Annotated in this window: 18 protein-coding genes; 11 read left to right on the top strand and 7 right to left on the bottom strand. The window is 67.2% G+C overall.

Annotation, left to right across the window (positions count from 1 at the left end):
• Positions 1-67 precede the first annotated feature (67 nt).
• Both ACFO5X_RS13665 and ACFO5X_RS13660 read left to right on the top strand, forming a co-directional pair.
• Positions 68-1,492: a xylulokinase gene (locus ACFO5X_RS13665; protein ID WP_380718037.1), complete on the top strand. Its 1,425-nt coding sequence runs from the start codon at positions 68-70 to the stop codon at positions 1,490-1,492.
• A 67-nt stretch (positions 1,493-1,559) separates the two neighbouring features.
• Positions 1,560-3,812 carry a molybdopterin-dependent oxidoreductase gene (locus ACFO5X_RS13660; RefSeq protein ID WP_380718036.1) on the top strand — a complete coding sequence of 751 codons (2,253 nt, stop codon included), beginning with the start codon at positions 1,560-1,562 and terminating at the stop codon, positions 3,810-3,812.
• Here ACFO5X_RS13660 and ACFO5X_RS13655 read toward each other — a convergent pair.
• Positions 3,809-4,471, bottom strand: coding sequence for a class I SAM-dependent methyltransferase (locus tag ACFO5X_RS13655; RefSeq protein WP_380718035.1), 663 nt, complete (start codon positions 4,469-4,471; stop codon positions 3,809-3,811). The genes ACFO5X_RS13660 and ACFO5X_RS13655 overlap by 4 nt on opposite strands.
• A gap of 113 nt (positions 4,472-4,584) precedes the next feature.
• On the opposite strand from ACFO5X_RS13655, the gene mutL reads away from it, so the two are divergent.
• Together mutL and ACFO5X_RS13645 are read left to right on the top strand one after the other, a co-directional pair.
• Positions 4,585-6,432, top strand: a complete 1,848-nt coding sequence (gene mutL, locus ACFO5X_RS13650) for a DNA mismatch repair endonuclease MutL (RefSeq protein WP_380718034.1) — start codon at positions 4,585-4,587, stop codon at positions 6,430-6,432.
• Positions 6,429-7,664 (top strand): DNA recombination protein RmuC, encoded by a 1,236-nt coding sequence (locus tag ACFO5X_RS13645; RefSeq protein ID WP_380718033.1) that lies wholly within the window; start codon positions 6,429-6,431, stop codon positions 7,662-7,664. Before mutL ends, ACFO5X_RS13645 begins: the two co-directional genes overlap by 4 nt.
• A gap of 18 nt (positions 7,665-7,682) precedes the next feature.
• Here ACFO5X_RS13645 and ACFO5X_RS13640 read toward each other — a convergent pair whose 3' ends face one another.
• Positions 7,683-8,300, bottom strand: a complete 618-nt coding sequence (locus ACFO5X_RS13640; protein ID WP_380718032.1) for a methylated-DNA--[protein]-cysteine S-methyltransferase — start codon at positions 8,298-8,300, stop codon at positions 7,683-7,685.
• A gap of 195 nt (positions 8,301-8,495) precedes the next feature.
• On the opposite strand from ACFO5X_RS13640, the gene ACFO5X_RS13635 reads away from it, so the two are divergent.
• On the top strand, positions 8,496-8,813 hold the full coding sequence (locus ACFO5X_RS13635; RefSeq protein WP_380718031.1) for a DUF3775 domain-containing protein: 318 nt from the start codon (positions 8,496-8,498) through the stop codon (positions 8,811-8,813).
• A gap of 3 nt (positions 8,814-8,816) precedes the next feature.
• Here the strand turns inward: ACFO5X_RS13635 and ACFO5X_RS13630 are convergent, their stop codons facing one another.
• The 3 genes from ACFO5X_RS13630 to ACFO5X_RS13620 form a co-directional block, all read right to left on the bottom strand.
• Positions 8,817-9,431 (bottom strand): glutathione S-transferase family protein, encoded by a 615-nt coding sequence (locus ACFO5X_RS13630; RefSeq protein WP_380718030.1) that lies wholly within the window; start codon positions 9,429-9,431, stop codon positions 8,817-8,819.
• A 10-nt stretch (positions 9,432-9,441) separates the two neighbouring features.
• Positions 9,442-10,092: a histidine phosphatase family protein gene (locus ACFO5X_RS13625; RefSeq protein ID WP_380718029.1), complete on the bottom strand. Its 651-nt coding sequence runs from the start codon at positions 10,090-10,092 to the stop codon at positions 9,442-9,444.
• Between the two features lie 91 nt (positions 10,093-10,183).
• Complete coding sequence (locus ACFO5X_RS13620; protein WP_380718028.1) at positions 10,184-11,371, bottom strand: TIGR03862 family flavoprotein; 1,188 nt, start codon at positions 11,369-11,371, stop codon at positions 10,184-10,186.
• Between the two features lie 72 nt (positions 11,372-11,443).
• Between ACFO5X_RS13620 and ACFO5X_RS13615 the strand changes: the two genes are divergently transcribed.
• Positions 11,444-11,731, top strand: coding sequence for an HNH endonuclease (locus ACFO5X_RS13615; protein ID WP_380718027.1), 288 nt, complete (start codon positions 11,444-11,446; stop codon positions 11,729-11,731).
• 64 nt (positions 11,732-11,795) lie between these two features.
• Positions 11,796-13,403 (top strand): arylsulfatase, encoded by a 1,608-nt coding sequence (locus ACFO5X_RS13610; protein ID WP_380718026.1) that lies wholly within the window; start codon positions 11,796-11,798, stop codon positions 13,401-13,403.
• A 10-nt stretch (positions 13,404-13,413) separates the two neighbouring features.
• On the opposite strand, the gene ACFO5X_RS13605 is transcribed toward ACFO5X_RS13610, so the two are convergent.
• The gene (locus ACFO5X_RS13605) at positions 13,414-14,022 is read right to left on the bottom strand and encodes an enoyl-CoA hydratase/isomerase family protein (RefSeq protein ID WP_380718024.1); all 609 of its coding nucleotides are present in this window, start codon (positions 14,020-14,022) and stop codon (positions 13,414-13,416) included.
• Positions 14,019-14,765, bottom strand: a complete 747-nt coding sequence (locus ACFO5X_RS13600; protein WP_380718023.1) for an SDR family oxidoreductase — start codon at positions 14,763-14,765, stop codon at positions 14,019-14,021. Before ACFO5X_RS13600 ends, ACFO5X_RS13605 begins: the two co-directional genes overlap by 4 nt.
• A 155-nt stretch (positions 14,766-14,920) precedes the next feature.
• Between ACFO5X_RS13600 and ACFO5X_RS13595 the strand changes: the two genes are divergently transcribed.
• The 4 genes from ACFO5X_RS13595 (at position 14,921) to ACFO5X_RS13580 (ending at position 19,023) form a co-directional block, all read left to right on the top strand.
• A complete protein-coding gene (locus ACFO5X_RS13595) occupies positions 14,921-16,444 on the top strand; it encodes a DUF2125 domain-containing protein (RefSeq protein WP_380718021.1) in 1,524 nt (507 codons plus the stop codon).
• A gap of 132 nt (positions 16,445-16,576) precedes the next feature.
• A complete protein-coding gene (locus ACFO5X_RS13590) occupies positions 16,577-17,923 on the top strand; it encodes a TldD/PmbA family protein (RefSeq protein WP_380718020.1) in 1,347 nt (448 codons plus the stop codon).
• Positions 17,910-18,695 carry an inositol monophosphatase family protein gene (locus ACFO5X_RS13585; protein ID WP_380718019.1) on the top strand — a complete coding sequence of 262 codons (786 nt, stop codon included), beginning with the start codon at positions 17,910-17,912 and terminating at the stop codon, positions 18,693-18,695. Before ACFO5X_RS13590 ends, ACFO5X_RS13585 begins: the two co-directional genes overlap by 14 nt.
• 85 nt (positions 18,696-18,780) lie before the next feature.
• On the top strand, positions 18,781-19,023 hold the full coding sequence (locus tag ACFO5X_RS13580; RefSeq protein ID WP_380718018.1) for a DUF4170 domain-containing protein: 243 nt from the start codon (positions 18,781-18,783) through the stop codon (positions 19,021-19,023).
• The last annotated feature ends 3 nt before the right edge of the window (positions 19,024-19,026 follow it).

The raw sequence follows: 19,026 nt of genomic DNA, 5'->3' as shown, positions 1-19,026 counted from the left end.
GACCCGAATTGCCCCGCGCCCGTCCATGCCCTATTCCATCAGCCAAAGCAGAATGGGGCCAACCGACATGCCACAGATACTCGCCTTCGATCTTGGCGGCAGCAGTCTGCGGCTGGCCCTGGTCGGCGATGACGGCGTGTTTCACGTCTCGGTCCGCAAACCGCTGAGGATCGCCGGCGACGGCAAGGCGCGGTTCGAGGCTGATCCGATGGCCTGGTGGCAGGCCTTTCAGATCGCCTGCCGCGATCTGGTGTCCCAGGGCGCGGACTTCAGCCGCGTGATCGCCGTCGCGGGCTGCGGATTCACCCGCAGTCAGGTGTTTCTGGGTACGGGCAACACCGTCCTGCGCTCTGCCATCACCTTTCAGGATTCCCGGGCAGCCGAGGTGCTGGCCACACTCCGCGCCACGACGACGGGGCTGGACACCGTCGGCCCCTTCGACCCGCTGGCCCGCCTGCTTTGGGTGCGGCACCACCAGCCAGAGGTCTGGGCCGGCCTGCGGAAGGTCGTCGAACCCAAGGATTTCCTCAACCTGATGCTGACCGGCGTGGCGGTGTCCGACAGCATCTCGCAGACGCCGATGTCCCGCGTATTGGACGCCGACGAGACCCTGCTGTCGCGGCTGGAGATCAACCCCGCCATCCTGCCCGAAACGCGCGCGCCCTTCGACGAGGTCGGGCGCGTTCAGCCCGGGTTGCCCGGCCCGCTGGGCCAGATGGCGGGCATTCCGGTCTATTGCGGATCGATCGACACCTGGGCCTGCGTGCTCGGCTCGGGCGCGCTGACGCCGGGCGTTGCCTATTCGATCTCGGGCACCAGCGACGTCTCCGGGGCGATCTCGGCCTGTCGGCACAAAGCCGAGGGATTGCTGACCGTCGAATGGGGACCAAACCTTTGGCAGCTCGGTGGCCCGAGTCAGGGCGCCGCGACCCGGCTGAACTGGGCGCTGGAGCGGCTGGTGCCCCGGTCGACCCGACACAGCGCCCTCGCAGCAGCCCTTGTCGACAACCGCCCAGCGCCGCTGTTCCTGCCCTATCTCGATGGCGAACGGACGCCCTTCTGGGACGCCGACCTGCGAGGCGCCTTCCTGGGCCTCAGCGCGGCGCATGACAGCCGCGACATGCTGCGCGCGGTGGCCGAGGGCATGAACTATCTGGCGCGCGACATCCTCGATCGGGCGGAGACGGCAATTGGCACGCCGGTCTCGCATGTCTGCTTCTCCGGCGGCCTGGCTGCCACACCCGCCCTGTGCCAGTTGAAGGCTGACGTGCTGAACCGACCGGTGCTGGTGCCCGACAACCACGAGACCGGCCTGATGGGCGCGGCGCGGGTGGCACAGGGGCGCACCGCCGGGGCACAGCCGCCCGCTGCGCGCCGATACGACCCCGATCCGCTGCGACGCGCCCGGCACGACGACCGCTTTGCCCTGTTCCGGAAGGCGACGGCCGCGCTGCGCACGGTCTCGCACGCTCTGGCCGGTCTGGATCGCTGACCGACAACACAGCTTTCAGATACCTGCCGCCCGTGCGATCAAGAGCAGACTGACAGGGAGACTTCAGATGGACGATGGACACCGCAGATTTACCAAGGTCACCTCCAGCCACTGGGGCGCCTTCGAGGTCGAGGTCGAGGGCGATACCATCGTCGCCACGCATCCCTTCGCGCCAGACCCGAGCCCGTCGGCCATTCCCCGGATCATCCCCCAAGCCGTCCACCACCGCAGCCGCATCGCGCGCCCGGCGATCCGGCGCGCGTGGCTGGCGACGCGCGACAGCAGCGGCCGGGGAGACGGCGACTATGTCGACCTGCCCTGGGACGAGGCGTTGGACATCGCCGCGGCCGAGATCGACCGCATCCGCAAGACTCATGGCAACGAGGCGATCTTCGGCGGTTCGTACGGATGGTCGTCGGCCGGGCGCTTCCATCACGCGCAAAGCCAGGTGCACCGCTTCCTGAACGCCGCCGGAGGCTATGTCGCCTCGTTCGGCAGCTATTCCACAGGTTGCGCGCAGGCGATCATGCCGCATGTCTTCGGCAAGGAATTCCTCGCCTTCCTGTACGAACATCAGGACAGCTACCAGACGATTCACGACAACACCCAGACGCTGGTGATGTTCGGCGGGATCAACCCGAAGAACTCGCAGGTCAGCATGGGCGGCGTCAGCGAGCATGTCACCGCACCCTGGTTCGAACGCTTCCACGCCAAGGGCATCACCTGTCTGAACGTCTCGCCCCAGCGGGTCGATGCGCCACCCGGCTGCGACTGGCTGGCAATCCGACCGGCCTCGGACACCGCTCTGATGCTGGCGCTGGCCCATGTGCTGGAAACCGAGGGGCTGGCCGACCGGGCCTTCCTGAACCGCTGCACCGTCGGTTACGACCGCTTCCGCCCTTACCTGCTGGGAGAGGGCGACGGCACGCCGAAGTCGCCGGAATGGGCCGCGCCGCTCTGCGGCACCGACGCCGACACCATCCGCGACCTTGCCCGCAGGATGGCCTCGACCCGCACGCTGATCACCGTGGCCTGGTCCCTGCAACGCGGCGAGCATGGCGAGCAGCCCTACTGGATGGCCTCGGTGCTGGCGGCGATGCTGGGCCAGATCGGTCTGCCGGGCGGCGGTGTAGGCTTTGGCTATGGCGCCATCGGCGGCATAGGCAAATCCTTCCGCGGCATGCGCGGCATGACCTTCTCGCAACTGTCGAATCCGGTGAAGCGGGTCATTCCCGTGGCCCGGATCGCCGACATGCTGCGCAACCCCGGACAGCTTTACGATTTCAACGGCCGGCGTGAACCTTACCCCGATATCCGACTGATCTACTGGGCCGGCGGCAACCCCTTCCACCACCATCAGGATCTGAACCGCCTGCACGAGGCCTGGACAAAGCCCGAGACGATCATCGTCAACGAACCCTGGTGGACCCCGACCGCCAAGCGCGCCGATATCGTCTTTCCCGCCACCACGCCTTACGAGCGTGAGGATATCGGCCGCTCGCCGCTCGACGACTATCTGTTCCACATGCCGCGCCTGATCCCGCCAGTGGGAGAGGCGCGCGATGACTATGCCATCTTTGCGGGTCTCGCCGGGCGAATGGGTATTGGCGAGACATATACCGAAGGTCGCACGGTCGATGACTGGCTGCCGCTGCTCTACGCCGAATATCGCAGCAACGCCGCCGAACAGGGCATCGAGTTGCCGGACTATGAGGGGCTAAAAGAGCAGAACTGGCTGAAGCTGCCGATTGGTGCGGACGACATCCAGCGGTCCATTTTCCGACCCTTCCGCGATGATCCGGCCGCCGCGCCGCTCGGCACGCCCTCGGGCAAGATCGAGATCTTTTCCGAGCGTATCGCCGGTTTCGGCTATGACGACTGCCCCGGCCACCCTGTCTGGCTTCCGCCGCAGGAATGGCTGGGGGCAGCCACGCCAGCCGCGCCGCTGCACATGGTCTCGCCCCAGCCGTCGGACAAGCTGCACAGCCAGCTCGAGGCGGCGCTCGCCGATGTCGAAGGCGCGCGGCCCGAGAAACTGGTGATCCACCCCAGGGACGCCGCCGCGCGGGGCATAGCCACCGGCGACCTGCTGCGCGTATTCAACGCGCGAGGCGCGGCTCGGGCGCGGGCCGTGGTGTCGGAGGATATCCGCGAAGGCGTGGTCGCCCTGCCGACCGGCGCCTGGTTCGGCGATCCCGGCGGCAACATAGACCCGCACGGCAACCCGAACGTGCTGACGATGGACGTCGGCACCTCGCGCCTCGGGCAGGGGTGCAGCGCCCATACCGCGCTAGTCGAGGTCGCGCGGGACGAGCCCTAGGTACGCGTCGCGATGAACAGCACCTGACCGCGCGGCAGCATGCGCTCCTGCCGCGCGACATGCCAGCCATGCCGGGCCGCCAGATCAGCGACCTCGCTTTCCAGCACGTGGTAGGGCGCGCGTGAGCGGTGGGTCACAACCCCGTCCGGCTGGCGCACCGGCCCGGCCGCGGCCTCGGCCGAGGGCGCGAGGAAGACAGTGAAGAGGAAGCACTCCAGCCTTGGGAATCGCTTGAGGCTGTCGAGCGCCTGCTCCAACCGTTCCAGGCGCAGATGCGGGAAGACCGCGAAGGCGATGGCGTGGGTGATATCCTCGGACACGCCCGGAAAGGCGAAATCGGCATCCTGCACCAGCTGCGACGGATCGAGCCGCGACGGGTTATCCAATTCCGCGCGATGCCCCGCTAGCAGAATCTCTCGCGAAGCATCCGTCGCCCAATAGTGGCCCGGATCGAGATAGGACACCGCCTTGCAGCCCAGCCGCAGCGACCCCGCGCCGACGTCGAGCAGCACGTGATGTGGTTGCAGCCCCGCGTCCAACAGCGCCGCCATCTGCACCCGCCCGGTTTCGTCCCAGCGGCCGCCGACGATCTCGCGATGCCGTCCGGCGGCAATCGCGGCGTCATAGAAACCTGGGGCTTCGTAGGGGGACTCGGGCAAACGTTCGGCCTTTCGCGCGCATCGGCGGCGACCAATCGGACGCGCCGCCCCGCAAGTCAAGCCGCCATCTGGCGGCTGGCAGAATCGGCGCGATCCATGCTAGGTCTGGGGCCATGTCCCGCACCAACCCCAATATCCGCGACTCTCGGCCTGTCATCCGGCAACTGGATGACTCCGCGATCAATCGTATCGCGGCGGGCGAGGTGGTCGAACGTCCGGCCTCGGCCGTCAAGGAGCTGGTGGAAAACGCCATCGATGCCGGGGCCACCCGGATCACCGTGGATGTCGCGGATGGCGGCAAGACCCTGATCCGGGTCAGCGACGACGGCTGCGGCATCGGCGCCGACGACCTTCCGCTGGCCCTGGCCCGCCACGCGACCTCCAAGATCGACGGGTCGGACCTTCTCGACATCCACACCTTCGGCTTTCGGGGCGAGGCTCTGCCCTCGCTTGGCGCCGTCGGCCGCCTGACGCTGACCAGCCGGGTCGCCGGGGAAACCGCCGCCTCGATCCGCGTCGCCGGCGGCGCGATGGAGCCGGTCCGGCCGGCCGCGCTGCGCGCCGGTACCGTGGCCGAGCTGCGCGACCTGTTCTATGCCACGCCCGCCCGGCTCAAGTTCCTGCGCAGCGACCGCTCCGAGATGCAGGCGATCACCGATGTGATCAAGCGGCTGGCCATGGCCGAGCCCGCCATCGCCTTTAGCCTCCGTGACGTCTCGGGCGGCGGCGAGGGGCGCGAGGTCTTCCGGGCCGACGCCGAAACCGGCGACCTGTTCGACGCGCTGTCCGGGCGTCTGTCCACCATCCTCGGGCGCGAGTTCACCGAGAACGCCCTGCGCATCGACGCGACCCGCGAGGGGCTGCGGCTGTTCGGATTGGCCGCCCTGCCGACTTATTCGCGCGGAGCGGCGGTGGCACAGTTCCTGTTCGTCAACACGCGTCCGGTAAAAGACAAGATGCTCTACGGTGCGCTGCGCGCCGCCTATATGGACGTGCTGGCGCGCGACCGCCACCCGGCGGCGGCGCTGTTCATCGATTGCGCCCCGGAACTGGTCGACGTGAACGTGCACCCGGCGAAGTCCGAGGTGCGCTTTCGCGATCCCGGGCTGGCGCGCGGTCTGATCGTATCGACCCTGCGCCATGCGCTGGCCGAAGGCGGGCACCGCGCCTCTTCGACCGTGGCCGCCGGAGTCCTTGGTGCGGTGCGGCCCGAACCGCAGGGCGCGCGCATCTATCAGATGGATCGCCCTTCGATGGGCGCGCGCACCGCCGCCTATGCCGCGCAGGCGCCCGCCCCTGCGCCGGGCTTTGCCGAGATCGCCCGCGACTGGTCGGCCCGCACCGTGGAACCGGCACCCGAACCGGAACCGGCGGCGGAAGCCCTGCCGCTGGGCGCCGCACGGGGGCAGGTGCACGAGAACTACATCATCGCCCAGACCGCTACGGGCATGGTCATCGTCGACCAGCACGCGGCGCACGAACGGCTTGTCTACGAGAAGCTCAAGCGCCAGATGGCCGAGAATGGCGTCGCGGCGCAGGCCCTGCTGATTCCGGAAATCGTCGATCTGTCGCCCGCCGACTCTGCCCGCCTGATGGAGGTCGCCGACGACCTTGCCCGGCTGGGCCTGACCATCGAACCCTTTGGCGGCGGCGCCGTGGCCGTGCGCGAGACGCCGGCGATCCTGGGAGAGGTCAATGCCGAGGCGATGCTGCGGGACATTCTGGACGAGTTGGACGACATGGGCTCCAGCCAGATGGTGCAGGCCCGGATCGAGGCGATCCTTTCCCGCGTCGCCTGCCACGGCTCGATCCGCTCGGGCCGCCGGATGCGCGCGGAAGAGATGAATGCGCTGCTGCGCGAGATGGAGGCGACGCCCCATTCCGGCCAGTGCAACCACGGCCGGCCCACCTATGTGGAACTGAAGCTGGCGGACATCGAACGCCTTTTCGGCCGCACATGATACGCCTGGCCGGGCAGGACTATGCGCTGGACGATCCCGCCGTGATCGCGGCGCTGGCGGGCGGGGCTTTTGCCCTGCTCCTCCTGCTCCTTCTGATCCTCGCCATCCGCGCCGCAGGCCGCTCGGCCCGCGCAACAGAACCGCTGGCCCGGCAGATGGCGGCGCTCGCCGCCCATACCCAGCAGCTGGGACTCGGACAGGAACAGCTGCGCGGCGGCCTGCAGACGGTGTCGGACACCCAGGCCAATGCCCAGGCGGCGATGATCCAGACGATGGAGCGCCGCCTTGCCTCGGTGCAGCAGCAGATGGCCGACCGGCTCGCCGAAAACGCCCTGAAATCTTCCACCATGCTCTCGGAGATGCAGGAGCGCATGCGGGAAACGCTGCACGGCAGCTCCAAGGCCACCACCGCCTCGCTCACCCAGTTGCAGGAGCGGCTGGCCACTATCGACAAGGCGCAGGGCAATATCGAAAAGCTGTCGGGCGATGTGCTGTCGCTGCAGGATATCCTGTCGAACAAGCAGACCCGCGGCGCCTTTGGCGAGATTCAGCTGAACGACATCGTGTCCAAGGCGCTACCGCGCGACAGCTATGCGCTGCAGGCGACTCTCTCGAACGGCAAGCGGGCCGATTGCCTGATCCACCTGCCCAATCCGCCTGGACCCATTGCGATCGACTCGAAATTCCCGCTCGAAGCCTATGAGGCGCTACGCCGCGCAGCCAACCCGGCCGAGGTGAAAGAGGCCCAGGGCCTGCTGCGCGCATCGGTGCGCGCGCATATCCGCGCGATCTCCGAGCGGTATATCATCGAGGGCGAAACCGCAGACGGAGCGCTGATGTTCCTGCCCTCGGAAGCGGTCTATGCCGAGTTGCACGCCAACTTCCCGGAACTGGTGCGCGAGGGCTTTGCCGCGCGGGTCTGGATCGTCTCTCCCACAACCTGCATGGCGACGCTGAACACGATGCGCGCGATCCTCAAGGACGCGCGGATGCGGGAACAGGCGGGCGCGATCCGCACCACCCTGCGCCAGTTGCATCGCGACGTGGAACTCGTCGTGCAACGAGTCGACCGGCTGAACAGCCATTTCCATCAGGCGCGCGGCGATCTGGATCAGATCACCACGGCCGCCGAACGCGCCGGCAAGCGCGCCGCGCGGCTCGACGCTTTCGATTTCGAGGAACTCGCGCCCGAGGCTGACAATGTCGTCCCGCTGGGTCAGAACGAGGGCTGACGCGCACCGGGCATCATGTCAAGAAAGCCCAACCGCATAGCCCCGTTCGAGGTCGATCAACCTCTGCTTGCGCCACAGCCCGCCGCCATAGCCGGTCAGCGACCCATCCGCGCCGATCACCCTGTGACAGGGGATCAGCACCGCAATCGGATTGGCGCCGTTAGCGCGCGCCACCGCGCGCACCGCGTCCGGCCGCCCGATCTGTGCGGCCACTTCGGTATAACTTCGCGTCTCGCCGGCCGGGATGTCTCTCAGCGCCTGCCAGACCCGCTGCGCAAAGTCTGCACCTGAGGGTGCCAGCGGAACCGTGAACCGAGCCGACCGCCCTGCAAAGAACGCCCCCAGTTCCTCCGCCGCCAGCGCCACCACGTCGGGCCGCCCCAGACCGATCCCGCCGAAACTTGCCTCCAGCCGTTTCAGTTCGGCGGGCAGGATTTTCCGCTCAACGAACTCCAACAGATGCAGCGCCCTGTCGTCCGCCACCGCCACCATCGGTCCAAGCGACGTGTCGATCCAGTCGGCCATCAGCCGCGCCCCGGCAGGAAAGCTATCGGGCCCGACCCCCATCAACCGGGCAAGAGTCCGGCGAAAAGCGCCGGGCGAATCAAATTCCTCATATCGCGGCTTATCGTTCATGGGCACCCTCTCCTGCCGCACCCTCTTCGGCATGATACCTCCGTAGCGCCGGCGCGACGGATCGAATTTTTCGCCCACCAGCGCGGAAATCCGCGTCGAACCCTTCGCCTTGCGCCAAAAGGTTTGTCTCAGATCAAGGTTCAGACCGTCTGGTCATGCTGAGTGCAGGGGAAGGACAGCATCAGGGACACGCAGATGATCGAACTTTCCCCCCGCACAGCGGCACAGGTGGCGCTGATGGCACGCGAACTCGACCGGGCTGAGCCCGAGCTGCGCGCCTTCATCGACCGTCTGAGCGAGGACGAACAGGCCGAACTGGTCGCCGTCATGTGGATCGGCCGCGAGGTCTTCGAGCCCGAGGACCTGGCAGAAGCCATCGCCACCGCGCGGGCCGAAGCCACGACGCCCTGCGCCGACTATCTCATCGGCACCCCGCATCTGTCGGATCATCTGGAAACCGGGCTCGAGGCGCTGGGGATCGACGTCGCCGATGCGGAAGACGGCCTGCTCTGACCCTCAGATCATCCCGTCGGCGCGGGCCTTCGCGACCGAAGGCCGCGCCTCCATCGCCGCCACGAAACCAGTGAGCTTGGGGAAGGCGGTCATATCGACCTGATCGCCGGGCAGCCAGGTGCAGACCACATACAGATAGACATCGGCCAGGCTGATCCGCTCGCCCAGAACGAAGGGGCCTGCCAGCACCTTGTTTTCCAGATAGGCGGCAGAGGCGGTCATCGTCTCGGGCACCTTGGCGGCCATGTCGGCGAAGGACGTTTCCTGCGTCGCCCAGCGCGCGCCGCGCATCTTGTGGGCGTGGTTCACATGGGCAGTCGAGGCCAGATAATACATCGCCTCGCGCATCCGTGCCGCCTGCAGGGCGTCCGCAGGTACCAGCCCCGCCTCGGGTGCCAGCGCCGCGATATATTCCAGGATCGCCCCTGTTTCCGTCACCACGCCCTGGTCCGTCACCAGCGCCGGCACCCGGCCCTTGGGGTTGATCGCGTGATAGTGCGGGCCGGCCTGCTCGGCCTTGGAGAAATCGACCTTCACCGCCTCGAACTCCACGCCTGCTTCATGCAGCGCGAGGACAGCGGCGATCGAGATGGTCTTGGGAAAGTAATAGAGCTTCATGTCGGGCCTCTTACAGATGAGTCTGGGCAAAACGGCGGTCTGGCGTTTCAAGATGCGGAACGGCGTTGAACAGGGTCGGGGTCAGCTGCTCGCCGATCGGAAACAGGCGGTGGACCGAGGTATTGAGGATCGCCAGCGCCAGCCGCGCTGTCGCGGCCATGTCGAGGTTTAGGAACCGGCGCATCGCCATCGCGATCAGCCCGCCCGAGGTCACAACAAGGGCCGAGCCTGTCCCGGCCGCGATCTCGTGCAGCACATCCTCAATCCGCTTCTCGAAGGCGGCAAACCGTTCCGGCGCGCCTTCGATCCGATCCTCCGCCCAGGCGGTGAAGACCTGGGGCAGATGGCGGATGAACCCCTCGCGATCCGCCGGCACTGGCACGCCATGCTGGATGTCCAGCAGATGGGCGAGAGTAAAATACTCCAGCTCGTTCAGCCGGGCATCGCGGGTCGCCTCGGCAAAGCCCATGCTTGCGGCGGTCTCGACATGGCGGTTCAGCGTGCCGCAGAACAGGCGCGGCACATGGCCGCCGGTCTCGCGCAGATGGGCGCCCAGCCATTCCGCCTGGCGGTGGCCGAGTGGCGACAGCCGGTCATAGCCGACTTCGTCGCGCGCGCCCGAATTGGCCTGTCCATGACGGATGAGCGTGATTTCGGTCATGCATGGCCCTTTCGCGCGGCGGTCTGCCACAGCCCTCTAGCGTGACTCGCGGCCAGAGGCCATGCCACTGTGTGGCGAAAGTGCGCCCCACCTATCGGCTGCGTTCGTCCAGCCAGCGCGCGGCGCCCAGCCCCGCCTGCCGCCCGGTCGCGAGGCAGGCGGTCAACAGATAGCCCCCGGTCGGCGCTTCCCAGTCCAGCATCTCTCCCGCGCAGAAGGTTCCGGGCATCGCCTGCAGCATCAGTTGCGCATTCAGCGCCGCCGCCGGCACGCCACCGGCGGTCGATATTGGTTCGTCAAGGGGCCGCAGTCCGGCGTGGCGGATGGTCAGCTCCTTGACCTTCGCCGCCAGCAGTTCGGGCGCGAGCGGCAGAGGACGGCCGAATTCGTTCAGCAGCGCTGCCGCCGCAGGCCCCGGCTTCAGCGTCTTTCGCAGGTGGTTGCTCAATGTGTCCCGGCCGCGCGGCCGGGCAAGACGCTGCGCCACCTCGTCCAGCGGGAGATCGGGCATCAAATCGACATTCAGCGAATGCCCCTCGCGCACCCCCCGGCTGACGGCATAGATCCCGCTGCCCTCCAGCCCCTTGGCCGAAATCACTGCTTCGCCGCGCGAGGTGTAAGGCCCTGCGCGAAAAGCCACGCCTTTCAGCGGCTGACCGAACACCGCCGGCATGTGCCGCGACCAATCGACCGACACCCCGGCATTGGCCGGTGCAAAGGGGGCCAGCATCACGCCCCGCGCCGACAACAGTTCCGTCCAGGCCCCGTCCGATCCCAGCCGCGCCCAGCTGGCTCCGCCCAGCGCCAGAACGGTTGCCTCGGCGCGGAGGTGTTGCGGGCCTTGGGGAGTTGCAAAGCTCAGCCCGGCGTCGTCCCATCCGGTCCACCGCCAGCGGGTGAGAAACCTCACGCCCAATCCGGTCAGCCGCCCGATCCAGGCGCGCAGCAGCGGCGAGGCCTTCATCGCCACCGGGAACACCCGCCCTGTCGAGCCGGCGAAGGTCTCCTGACCGAGGTCAGCGGCCCAGGCGCGCACCTCCGCGGGGCCGAAGTCTTGCAACATCGGGGCAAGCCAGCAACCGGCTTCGGCATAGGCCGCGAGAAAGGTCGCGCCCTCCTCTTCCTTGGTCAGGTTCAGGCCAGACTTGCCGGCCATCAGCAGTTTGCGCCCGAGCGACGGCTTTGCCTCGGCCACCGTCACCGCGTGGCCCGCGCGCGCCAGCATCTCTGCCGCCATCAGCCCCGCCGGCCCGCCGCCGATCACCACCGCTTGGGCCATCCCGATCTCCCGTCTTGCCATCTGCTGGGCAAGCTCCACACTTGGACTGTCCGCCCCAAGGGTTCAAGCGCCATGTCCGATCCGATCTGCCCGCTCTGCCTGCGCCCGATCCCGCCGGCCGCGCCGCAAAGCCTGCATCACCTGGTGCCGCGCCTGAAGGGCGGCAAGGGCGGGCCGACTGTGCTGCTGCACCACATCTGCCACAAGGAAATTCACGCCACCCTCACCGAGGCCGAACTCGCGCGCCGCTACAACACAGTCGAGGCGCTGCGCACACATCCGCGGCTGGCGGGTTTCATCGCCTGGGTGGCAAAGCGGCCGCCGCAGTTCCTGTCGCGCGTGCCCGGGAAACGGCGGTAGGTGTCGCGTCCGGAACAGATCGTGGCGACATCGCACATAGGCTTGCACCGAAAGGAGACCCGCCATGCCCAACCGCCCAAACGTCGTGCTGATCCTCGTTGACGACATGGGTTTCGCCGATCTCGGCGTGACCGGATCGGAGATCCGCACCCCCAACATCGACGCGCTGGCGAAGGGTGGCGCGCTGATGACGGCGATGTACAACTGCGCGCGCTGCTGTCCGACGCGGGCCTCGCTGCTGACCGGGCTCTACCCGCATAACGCGGGCGTCGGGCACATGGGGGCCGACCTCGGCACTCCGGCCTATCGGGGATTCCTGCGAAACGACAGCGCCACCATTGCCGAGCATCTGCGCGCCGCCGGGTATCGGACGCTGATGAGCGGCAAGTGGCATGTGGCGGGCGACTTCATGGCGCGCGAGGTGGACAGCTGGCGCGTCGGCGACGTGGACCACCCGACGCCACGGCAACGGGGCTTCGACCGCTTCTACGGGATCGTGGATGGCGTGACCCACTTCTTCTCGCCGCATTTCATGCTGGAGGATGACAGTCGCGTCGACGTCTACCCCGACGATTTCTATTTCACTGACGCGATCACCGACAAGGCGATCGGGATGGTCGAGGACGCAACCAAGGACGACGTGCCCTTCTTCCTCTACCTCGCCCATGCCGCCCCGCACTGGCCGCTGCACGCCCTGCCCGAGGATATCTCGCGCTATGACGGCGTCTACGACAAGGGCTGGGACGCGATGCGCACCGCCCGGCACGAGGAGATGAACGCCAGGGGGCTGTTCCAGACCAACTGGGACATCTCGCCCCGCGATTCCGAGGTGCATCCCTGGGCTGACGACAAACACAAGGACTGGCAGGCCAGCAAGATGGCCACCTATGCGGCAATGGTGGACCGGATGGACCAGTCCATCGGCCGTTTCGTCGCCGCGCTGAAGCGGCTGGGCCAATATGACAACACGCTGATCCTGTTCCTCTCCGACAACGGCGGCTGCGCCGAGTTCATGGCCGAGGACGGCTGGGCCAAGTTCTTTCCCGACCAAACCCACGACGGGCGCACCATCCTGATGGGCAACCGGCCCGACATCCGCCCCGGCGACGCGCTGACCTACCAGAGCTATGACAAGCCTTGGGCGAATGTGTCAAACGTGCCGTTCCGGCTGTTCAAGCATTACGTCCACGAGGGCGGCATCTCGACCCCGCTGATCGCGCATTGGCCCGGCCATATCCAGCCGGGCCAGGTTGCCCATCAGGCGGCGCATGTGGTGGATATCCTGCCGACCATCCTGGAAGTGACCGGGGCAACCTACCTGGGTGAACTTGGTGGCGAGGCGATCCAGCCCTGCCAGGGAGAATCGCTGCTGCCGCTGCTCAAGGGCGCGGACTGGAGCCGCGAGGCGCCGATCTTCTGGGAACATGAGGGCAACTCGGCGGTCCGGATGGGTAACTTCAAGCTGGTGCGCCAGCACGGGAAGGCGTGGGAGCTGTTCGACATGGAGACGGACCGGACAGAGCTCCACAACCTCACCGGCAAGGGCGGCAGGTTGGAAACCGACCTGCTGCGCCGCTACGACGATTGGGCGGCCAAGACCGGTGTCATGGACTGGAACATCGCCCTGCCGCGCCTGCTGGCTGCCTGGGATATGGACAACGCCGAGGGCTGACCGGCCTGGTTCAGTGACACATCGCTTTGATCGCCTGCGCGATCTCTGCCTTTGCCGCGCAGGTGTCCGCCGTCAGCGCTCTCGCCGTCTCCATCAGCGCCTCCGGCTCAACGATCCGGTCGATCAGACCAAAGGCCAGCGCTTCCTCGGTGCTCAGTTTCTGTCCTCCCATCAGCACCAGCTTTGTCCGCGCCGGGCCGATCAGCGCGGCCATGCGCATGGGGTCCGAAGGCTGAGGCAGAAAGCCAAGCTTCATGACCGGGTAGAAGAACTTGGCCCCAGGAACGGCAATCCGCAGGTCGCAGGCCAGCGCCATTCCCATCGCGCCCCCCGCCAGAGTCCCGTTCAGGGCGGCGACGGTCAGCCTCGGCAGCGCGGCAATTGCCCCGGACAGACGCTCCCACAAGGGCGAGGTCGCCAGACCGGCGCGGGCTGCGTCCAGATCGGCACCGGCGCTGAACACCTTTCCCATCCCGGTCAGGATCAATGCGCGCGCCTCGCCGGCACTCTCGGCAATCTCCACCAGCCGCTCCAACATCTCGGGCGTCAGGGAGTTGGCCTTGTCCGGACGGTTCAGCGTGACGGTCCAGAGACCATCGGCCTTGTCGAGTTCGATCATGCCAGGCCCGCCTTCGCGCGGATCGCCGGGTCGCGCAGCGAAATCTCGCCGCCCAGGAATTCGTCCGCCTCGGGCGAGCACATCCAGAGCAGCGCCTTCGCCGGCCAGTCCGCCGGGATGTGATCGGACCAGTCCAGCTGGCTCACCGGATTGATGCGCGACGCCTTGATTTCTTTCTGCATCTGCGTGGCCACGGTGCCCGGCGACAGGCCGATGGCCCGGATTCCGTTGGCGCGTTCCTCGTGATCCAGGCATTGGGTCAGCATTGCCGCACCGGCCTTGGACGAACAATAGTGGCTCCAGGCCTCGATCGGATAGTGCGCCGCACCCGAACTGACGGTCAGCACCGTCCCGCCCTTGGCCCGCATGTAGGGCACCGCCGCCCGCATCCCGTGGAACACGCCCTTGAGGTTGATGTCCGCCGCATGGCCCCATCCCGCTGGATCGGCCTCGGCCAGCCGTGCGATCGGTTCGATCACCCCGGCGTTGTTGATCAGCACGTCGATCTGCCCGAAGCGCCCCAGCGTCGCGGACACCGCCGCTTCGACCTGAGCGTAGTCGGCGACGTCGCAGGCCAGCCCCAGCGCCTGCGTGCCGATCTCGTCCGCCAGCGCCTCGACCGGCGCGGCGCTTCGCGCGAGCAGCACGACATTGGCTCCCGCTGCGGCAAAAACCCGCCCGGCCTCGGCCCCGATTCCCCGGCTCGCCCCGGTGACGATCACCGTCTTGCCTGTCATGTTCATGCCTGATCTCCTGCATCTGTCCGCCTTCTGGTAGCTGCCCCCGTCACAGTGGTCCAGCCTCAAGGCAGATTGTTGCGCCGCCTCCGCTCCCCCCTTGACGCCGCGCGGCGCGCGGATGACCATGCGCGCAGACCTCAGCGAAGAAGGGTACCTTTATGTCAATTCATTTCCGGCGCGGCGCCAGCGCGGCCGCGCTTTGCGTATTTAGCACTTCGGCCGCCTGGGCCGACATCTCGGCCCAGGACGTCTGGACCGATTGGCGCGATTACATGACCTCGACCGGTTATCAGGTCAGCGGCACCGAGACGATGTCGGGCAACACGCTGACCGTGACCGACATCACGATGTCCCTGCCGATCCCGGAAGAGGACTCGACGCTCTCCATCGTGATCCCCTCGATTTCTTTGATCGAGAACGGCGACGGCACGGTCAATGTCGACTACCCAAGCCCGCTGCCCGTGCGCTTCGACGTGACCGGCGGCAGCGAGCCCGCCAGCGGCGAGGTGGTGGTGACGCACAGCGGCAGCACCATGAAGATCTCTGGCGATCCGCAGAACATGACCTACGAGCACAGCTCGGACAACACCACGCTCACTCTTGGCCAGGTCACGGCCAAGGGCGAGCCGGTGCCGGCCGACACCGCCCGGGTCGCGATCTCGATGGACAATACCGCCGGGACCACGAAGACCACGCTTGGCGACCTGCGCGGTTTCGATCAGAACTTCACCGTCGGGCAGCTTTCCTATGACATGGCTTTCAAGGATCCCGAAAGCGCCGACAACGGCACCTTCAAGGGTCAGCTTCAGGGCCTGACCTTCTCGGGAACCGGGTCCATTCCGAAGGACATGGACACCACCAACATGAGCGCGATGCTCAAGGCCGGCTTCGCAGTCGACGGCGGCTTCAGCTACACCGGCGGCAACAGCGCGCTGGAAGGCACTGGCGACGGACAGAGCTTTGCGGCCCAGACCTCGTCGCAGGGCGGCAGTTTCGAATTCGGGATGAACGCCTGGACCCTCACATACGGCGTGACCGGAAAGGCGACGTCGATCTCGGCCAGCGGCAGTGACCTGCCCTTCCCGGTCGAGCTGAGCCTGGCCGAAACCGCGCTGCGGTTTGTCTTCCCGATTGCCAAGTCGGACGATCCGCAGGACTTCTCCTTCCTGCTCAAGCTGGGCGACTTCACCATGTCGGATATGATCTGGAGCATCTTCGATCCGGCCGGCAACCTGCCGCGTGATCCGGCGACCATCGGGCTTGATCTGGCCGGCAAGCTGAAGATGCTGGTCGATATCATGGATCCGGCCGAGGCCGAGGCCATCGCCAATTCGCCCGTGCCGCCGGGCGAGATTCATGCCGTCACCATCAACAGCCTGCTGCTGCAGGCCGTGGGCGCCAAGCTGACCGGCCAAGGCGCTTTCACCTTCGACAATTCGGACATGCAGACCATCCCCGGCATGCCGCGTCCGGAAGGGGCTATTGACCTTGCCCTGAACGGCGCCAATGCCCTGATCGACAACCTGATCAAGATGGGAATCATCTCGGATCAGGAAGCAATGCCGGCCCGCATGATGATGGGCATGTTCGCTGTGCCCGGCGACGGGCCCGACAGCCTCAAGTCGCGGATCGAGATCAACGCACAGGGCCATATCCTGGCCAATGGCCAGCGCATCAAGTGAAGCCATGACAAACCTTCCAAAAGGGCCGCCGCGTGCGGCCCTTTTTCTTTGCCCCCGGTTTTCGTGCCGAGCCCTTGCGGCCCGCCCCTCGGACAGCTACCTCGGGCGCATGAGCATCATCAGGCATTTCCCATGACGCAATCCCTCGAAGAGCTTGGCCAAGCGCTCTTGGCGCAGGCGCGGCGCGCCGGGGCCGATGCGGCCGACGTTCTGGCCGTGCGCGGCACCTCGGTCTCCATCGACGTGCGCGGCGGCCGTCTGGAACATGCCGAACGCGCCGAGGGCACCGACCTAGGGCTGCGCGTGCTGATCGGCAAGCGGCAGGCGATCGTTTCGGTCTCGGACACGTCCGAACGGACCATGGCCGACATGGCGGAACGCGCTGTCGCAATGGCCCGCGAGGCACCGGAAGACCCCTATGCCGGTCTGGCCGATCCCTCCGAACTGGCCCGGGACTGGGATATCGACGCGCTGGAACTCGCCGACCCCGCTCCAGAACCCGATCCCGCCGCGCTCCAGGCCGACGCGGTCGCAGCCGAGGCCGCCGCGCTGGCGGTTGACGGCGTCTCGCAGGTCTCGGACACCTCGGCCGCCTATGGCGCCCATGAGATCTGGATGCTCGCCACCAACGGGTTTTCCGGGGGGTATCGCCGTACCAGCCGGGGGCTGTCCTGCGTGGCCATCGCCGGCAGCGGCACCGGAATGGAGCGCGACTATGACGGCGACAGCCGCACCTTCCAGTCGGACCTGCGCAGCCCCGAAGAGATCGGCACCACCGCCGGCCATCGGGCCATCGAGCGGCTGAACCCGCGCAAGCCAAAGACCGGCACCTACCCCGTGCTGTTCGATGAACGCATCTCCTCCTCGCTGATCGGCCACCTTCTGGGCGCCGCCAATGGCGCGGCGATTGCGCGCGGCTCATCCTGGCTGATCGGCCGGCTGGGCCAGCAGGTCCTGCCCAAGGCCCTGTCTCTGATGGAAGACCCGTTCCGCCCCCGCGCCGCCGGATCGCGCCCCTTTGACGGCGAGGGCCTGCCGACACAACGCCGCGCGCTGGTCGAGAACGGCATCCTGACGGGCTGGACGCTCGACCTGTCCTCGGCCCGCAAGCTGGGCCTGACCTCCACCGGCAACGCCGCGCGGGGTGCCAGCGCACCGCCCTCGCCCGCCAACTGGAACCTGGAACTGACGCAGGGCGCGCAAAGCCGCGCCGACCTGATCCGCGACATGGGCACCGGCCTGCTGGTCACGTCGATGATCGGCAGTACGATCAACCCGAACACGGGCGACTATTCGCGTGGCGCCTCGGGCTTCTGGATCGAGAACGGCGAAATCGCCTATCCGGTCAACGAATGCACCATCGCCGGAAACCTGCTCGAGATGCTGCCGCGCGTGGTGCCGGGCAATGACGCCCGCCCGTGGCTGTCACGCGTGGTGCCCTCGCTGCTGATCGAAGGGATGACGCTTGCCGGCGGCTGACCTGCCCCTGCTGATCGAGGCCGCATATGAGGCCGGGCGCATCGCCCGCAGCTTCAACGGCGCCGCGAAAAGCTGGAACAAGCCCGACGATGCCGGCCCGGTCACCGAGGCCGACCTCGCCGTGAACGATATGCTGGAAGAGACGCTTCAGGCCGCCCGCCCAGATTATGGCTGGTTGTCGGAAGAAACCCAGGACACGCCCGCGCGCCTGTCCCGCGAACGGGTGTTCATCGTCGATCCGATCGACGGGACCCGCAGCTTTGTCGAAGGCGACGACAGCTGGGCCCATGCCCTGGCCGTCACCCAAAATGGCATCGTCACTGCCGGCGTGGTCTATCTGCCGATGCGTGACCTTCTGTATGCCGCCGCTCTGGGGCAGGGCGCCACGCTGAACGGGCAGCCGATCCGCCCGACCGAGCGCACCGACCTCGCCAGTGCGGAAATCCTGGCCACCCGCCCGATTCTGCATGCCTCGAACTGGTCCAGCGGCACCGCGCCCACGTTCCGCCGCGCCTATCGCCCGTCGCTGGCCTGGCGCATGGCGCTGGTGGCCGAGGGGCGTTTCGACGGCCTGCTGACCATGCGGCGCTGCTGGGAATGGGACATCGCCGCCGGCGACCTGATCCTGCGCGAGGCAGGCGCGATCAGCACCGACGCCCGCAACGCGCCGCTGCGCTTCAACAACCCCGACCCGGTCCGCCCTGGCCTGATCGCCGCCGGACCCGGGCTTCACGCCCAGATTGCCGCCGCGGTGCGCCCGCCCGCGGCCTGACATCCCCGCTTAACTTGACCGTTACAGCCAGAGGTTTAGGCTCGACCGGCAAGACGACCCTCCCAGCCGAAGGACAGATACAGACATGCCGCAGAAACTGCACCTTGTGTTCGGGGGCGAGCTGATCGACCCCGCAAAGTCCGCCTTCAAGAACGTGAACGACATCCATATCGTCGGCATGTTCCCGAACTACGCCACGGCCTACGAGGCCTGGAAGGCCGAGGCGCAGCGCACCGTCGATAATGCGCACATGCGGTATTACATCGCCCATATCCATCGCCTGCGGGACGAGGAAAAGGAAGGGTCCGTAACCGAAAAACTGGGCTGAGGC

This window comes from Seohaeicola nanhaiensis (genome assembly GCF_042654245.1).
Lineage (GTDB): Bacteria > Pseudomonadota > Alphaproteobacteria > Rhodobacterales > Rhodobacteraceae > Seohaeicola_A > Seohaeicola_A nanhaiensis.
The sequence above is the reverse complement of the archived record's forward strand: the minus strand, read 5'-3'. Positions and strand labels throughout refer to the sequence as shown.

Excerpts from the sequence above, each read along its gene's own strand:
- ACFO5X_RS13590 (WP_380718020.1), top strand. The coding sequence starts at position 16,577 with ATGACGCAATCCCTCGAAGAGCTTGGCCAAGCGCTCTTGGCGCAGGCG.
- ACFO5X_RS13610 (WP_380718026.1), top strand. The coding sequence starts at position 11,796 with ATGCCCAACCGCCCAAACGTCGTGCTGATCCTCGTTGACGACATGGGT.
- ACFO5X_RS13605 (WP_380718024.1), bottom strand. The coding sequence starts at position 14,022 with ATGATCGAACTCGACAAGGCCGATGGTCTCTGGACCGTCACGCTGAAC.
- ACFO5X_RS13580 (WP_380718018.1), top strand. The coding sequence starts at position 18,781 with ATGCCGCAGAAACTGCACCTTGTGTTCGGGGGCGAGCTGATCGACCCC.
- ACFO5X_RS13660 (WP_380718036.1), top strand. The coding sequence starts at position 1,560 with ATGGACGATGGACACCGCAGATTTACCAAGGTCACCTCCAGCCACTGG.
- ACFO5X_RS13595 (WP_380718021.1), top strand. The coding sequence starts at position 14,921 with ATGTCAATTCATTTCCGGCGCGGCGCCAGCGCGGCCGCGCTTTGCGTA.
- ACFO5X_RS13665 (WP_380718037.1), top strand. The coding sequence starts at position 68 with ATGCCACAGATACTCGCCTTCGATCTTGGCGGCAGCAGTCTGCGGCTG.
- ACFO5X_RS13630 (WP_380718030.1), bottom strand. The coding sequence starts at position 9,431 with ATGAAGCTCTATTACTTTCCCAAGACCATCTCGATCGCCGCTGTCCTC.
- ACFO5X_RS13615 (WP_380718027.1), top strand. The coding sequence starts at position 11,444 with ATGTCCGATCCGATCTGCCCGCTCTGCCTGCGCCCGATCCCGCCGGCC.
- ACFO5X_RS13620 (WP_380718028.1), bottom strand. The coding sequence starts at position 11,371 with ATGGCCCAAGCGGTGGTGATCGGCGGCGGGCCGGCGGGGCTGATGGCG.
- mutL (WP_380718034.1), top strand. The coding sequence starts at position 4,585 with ATGTCCCGCACCAACCCCAATATCCGCGACTCTCGGCCTGTCATCCGG.
- ACFO5X_RS13625 (WP_380718029.1), bottom strand. The coding sequence starts at position 10,092 with ATGACCGAAATCACGCTCATCCGTCATGGACAGGCCAATTCGGGCGCG.
- ACFO5X_RS13635 (WP_380718031.1), top strand. The coding sequence starts at position 8,496 with ATGATCGAACTTTCCCCCCGCACAGCGGCACAGGTGGCGCTGATGGCA.
- ACFO5X_RS13600 (WP_380718023.1), bottom strand. The coding sequence starts at position 14,765 with ATGAACATGACAGGCAAGACGGTGATCGTCACCGGGGCGAGCCGGGGA.
- ACFO5X_RS13645 (WP_380718033.1), top strand. The coding sequence starts at position 6,429 with ATGATACGCCTGGCCGGGCAGGACTATGCGCTGGACGATCCCGCCGTG.
- ACFO5X_RS13640 (WP_380718032.1), bottom strand. The coding sequence starts at position 8,300 with ATGAACGATAAGCCGCGATATGAGGAATTTGATTCGCCCGGCGCTTTT.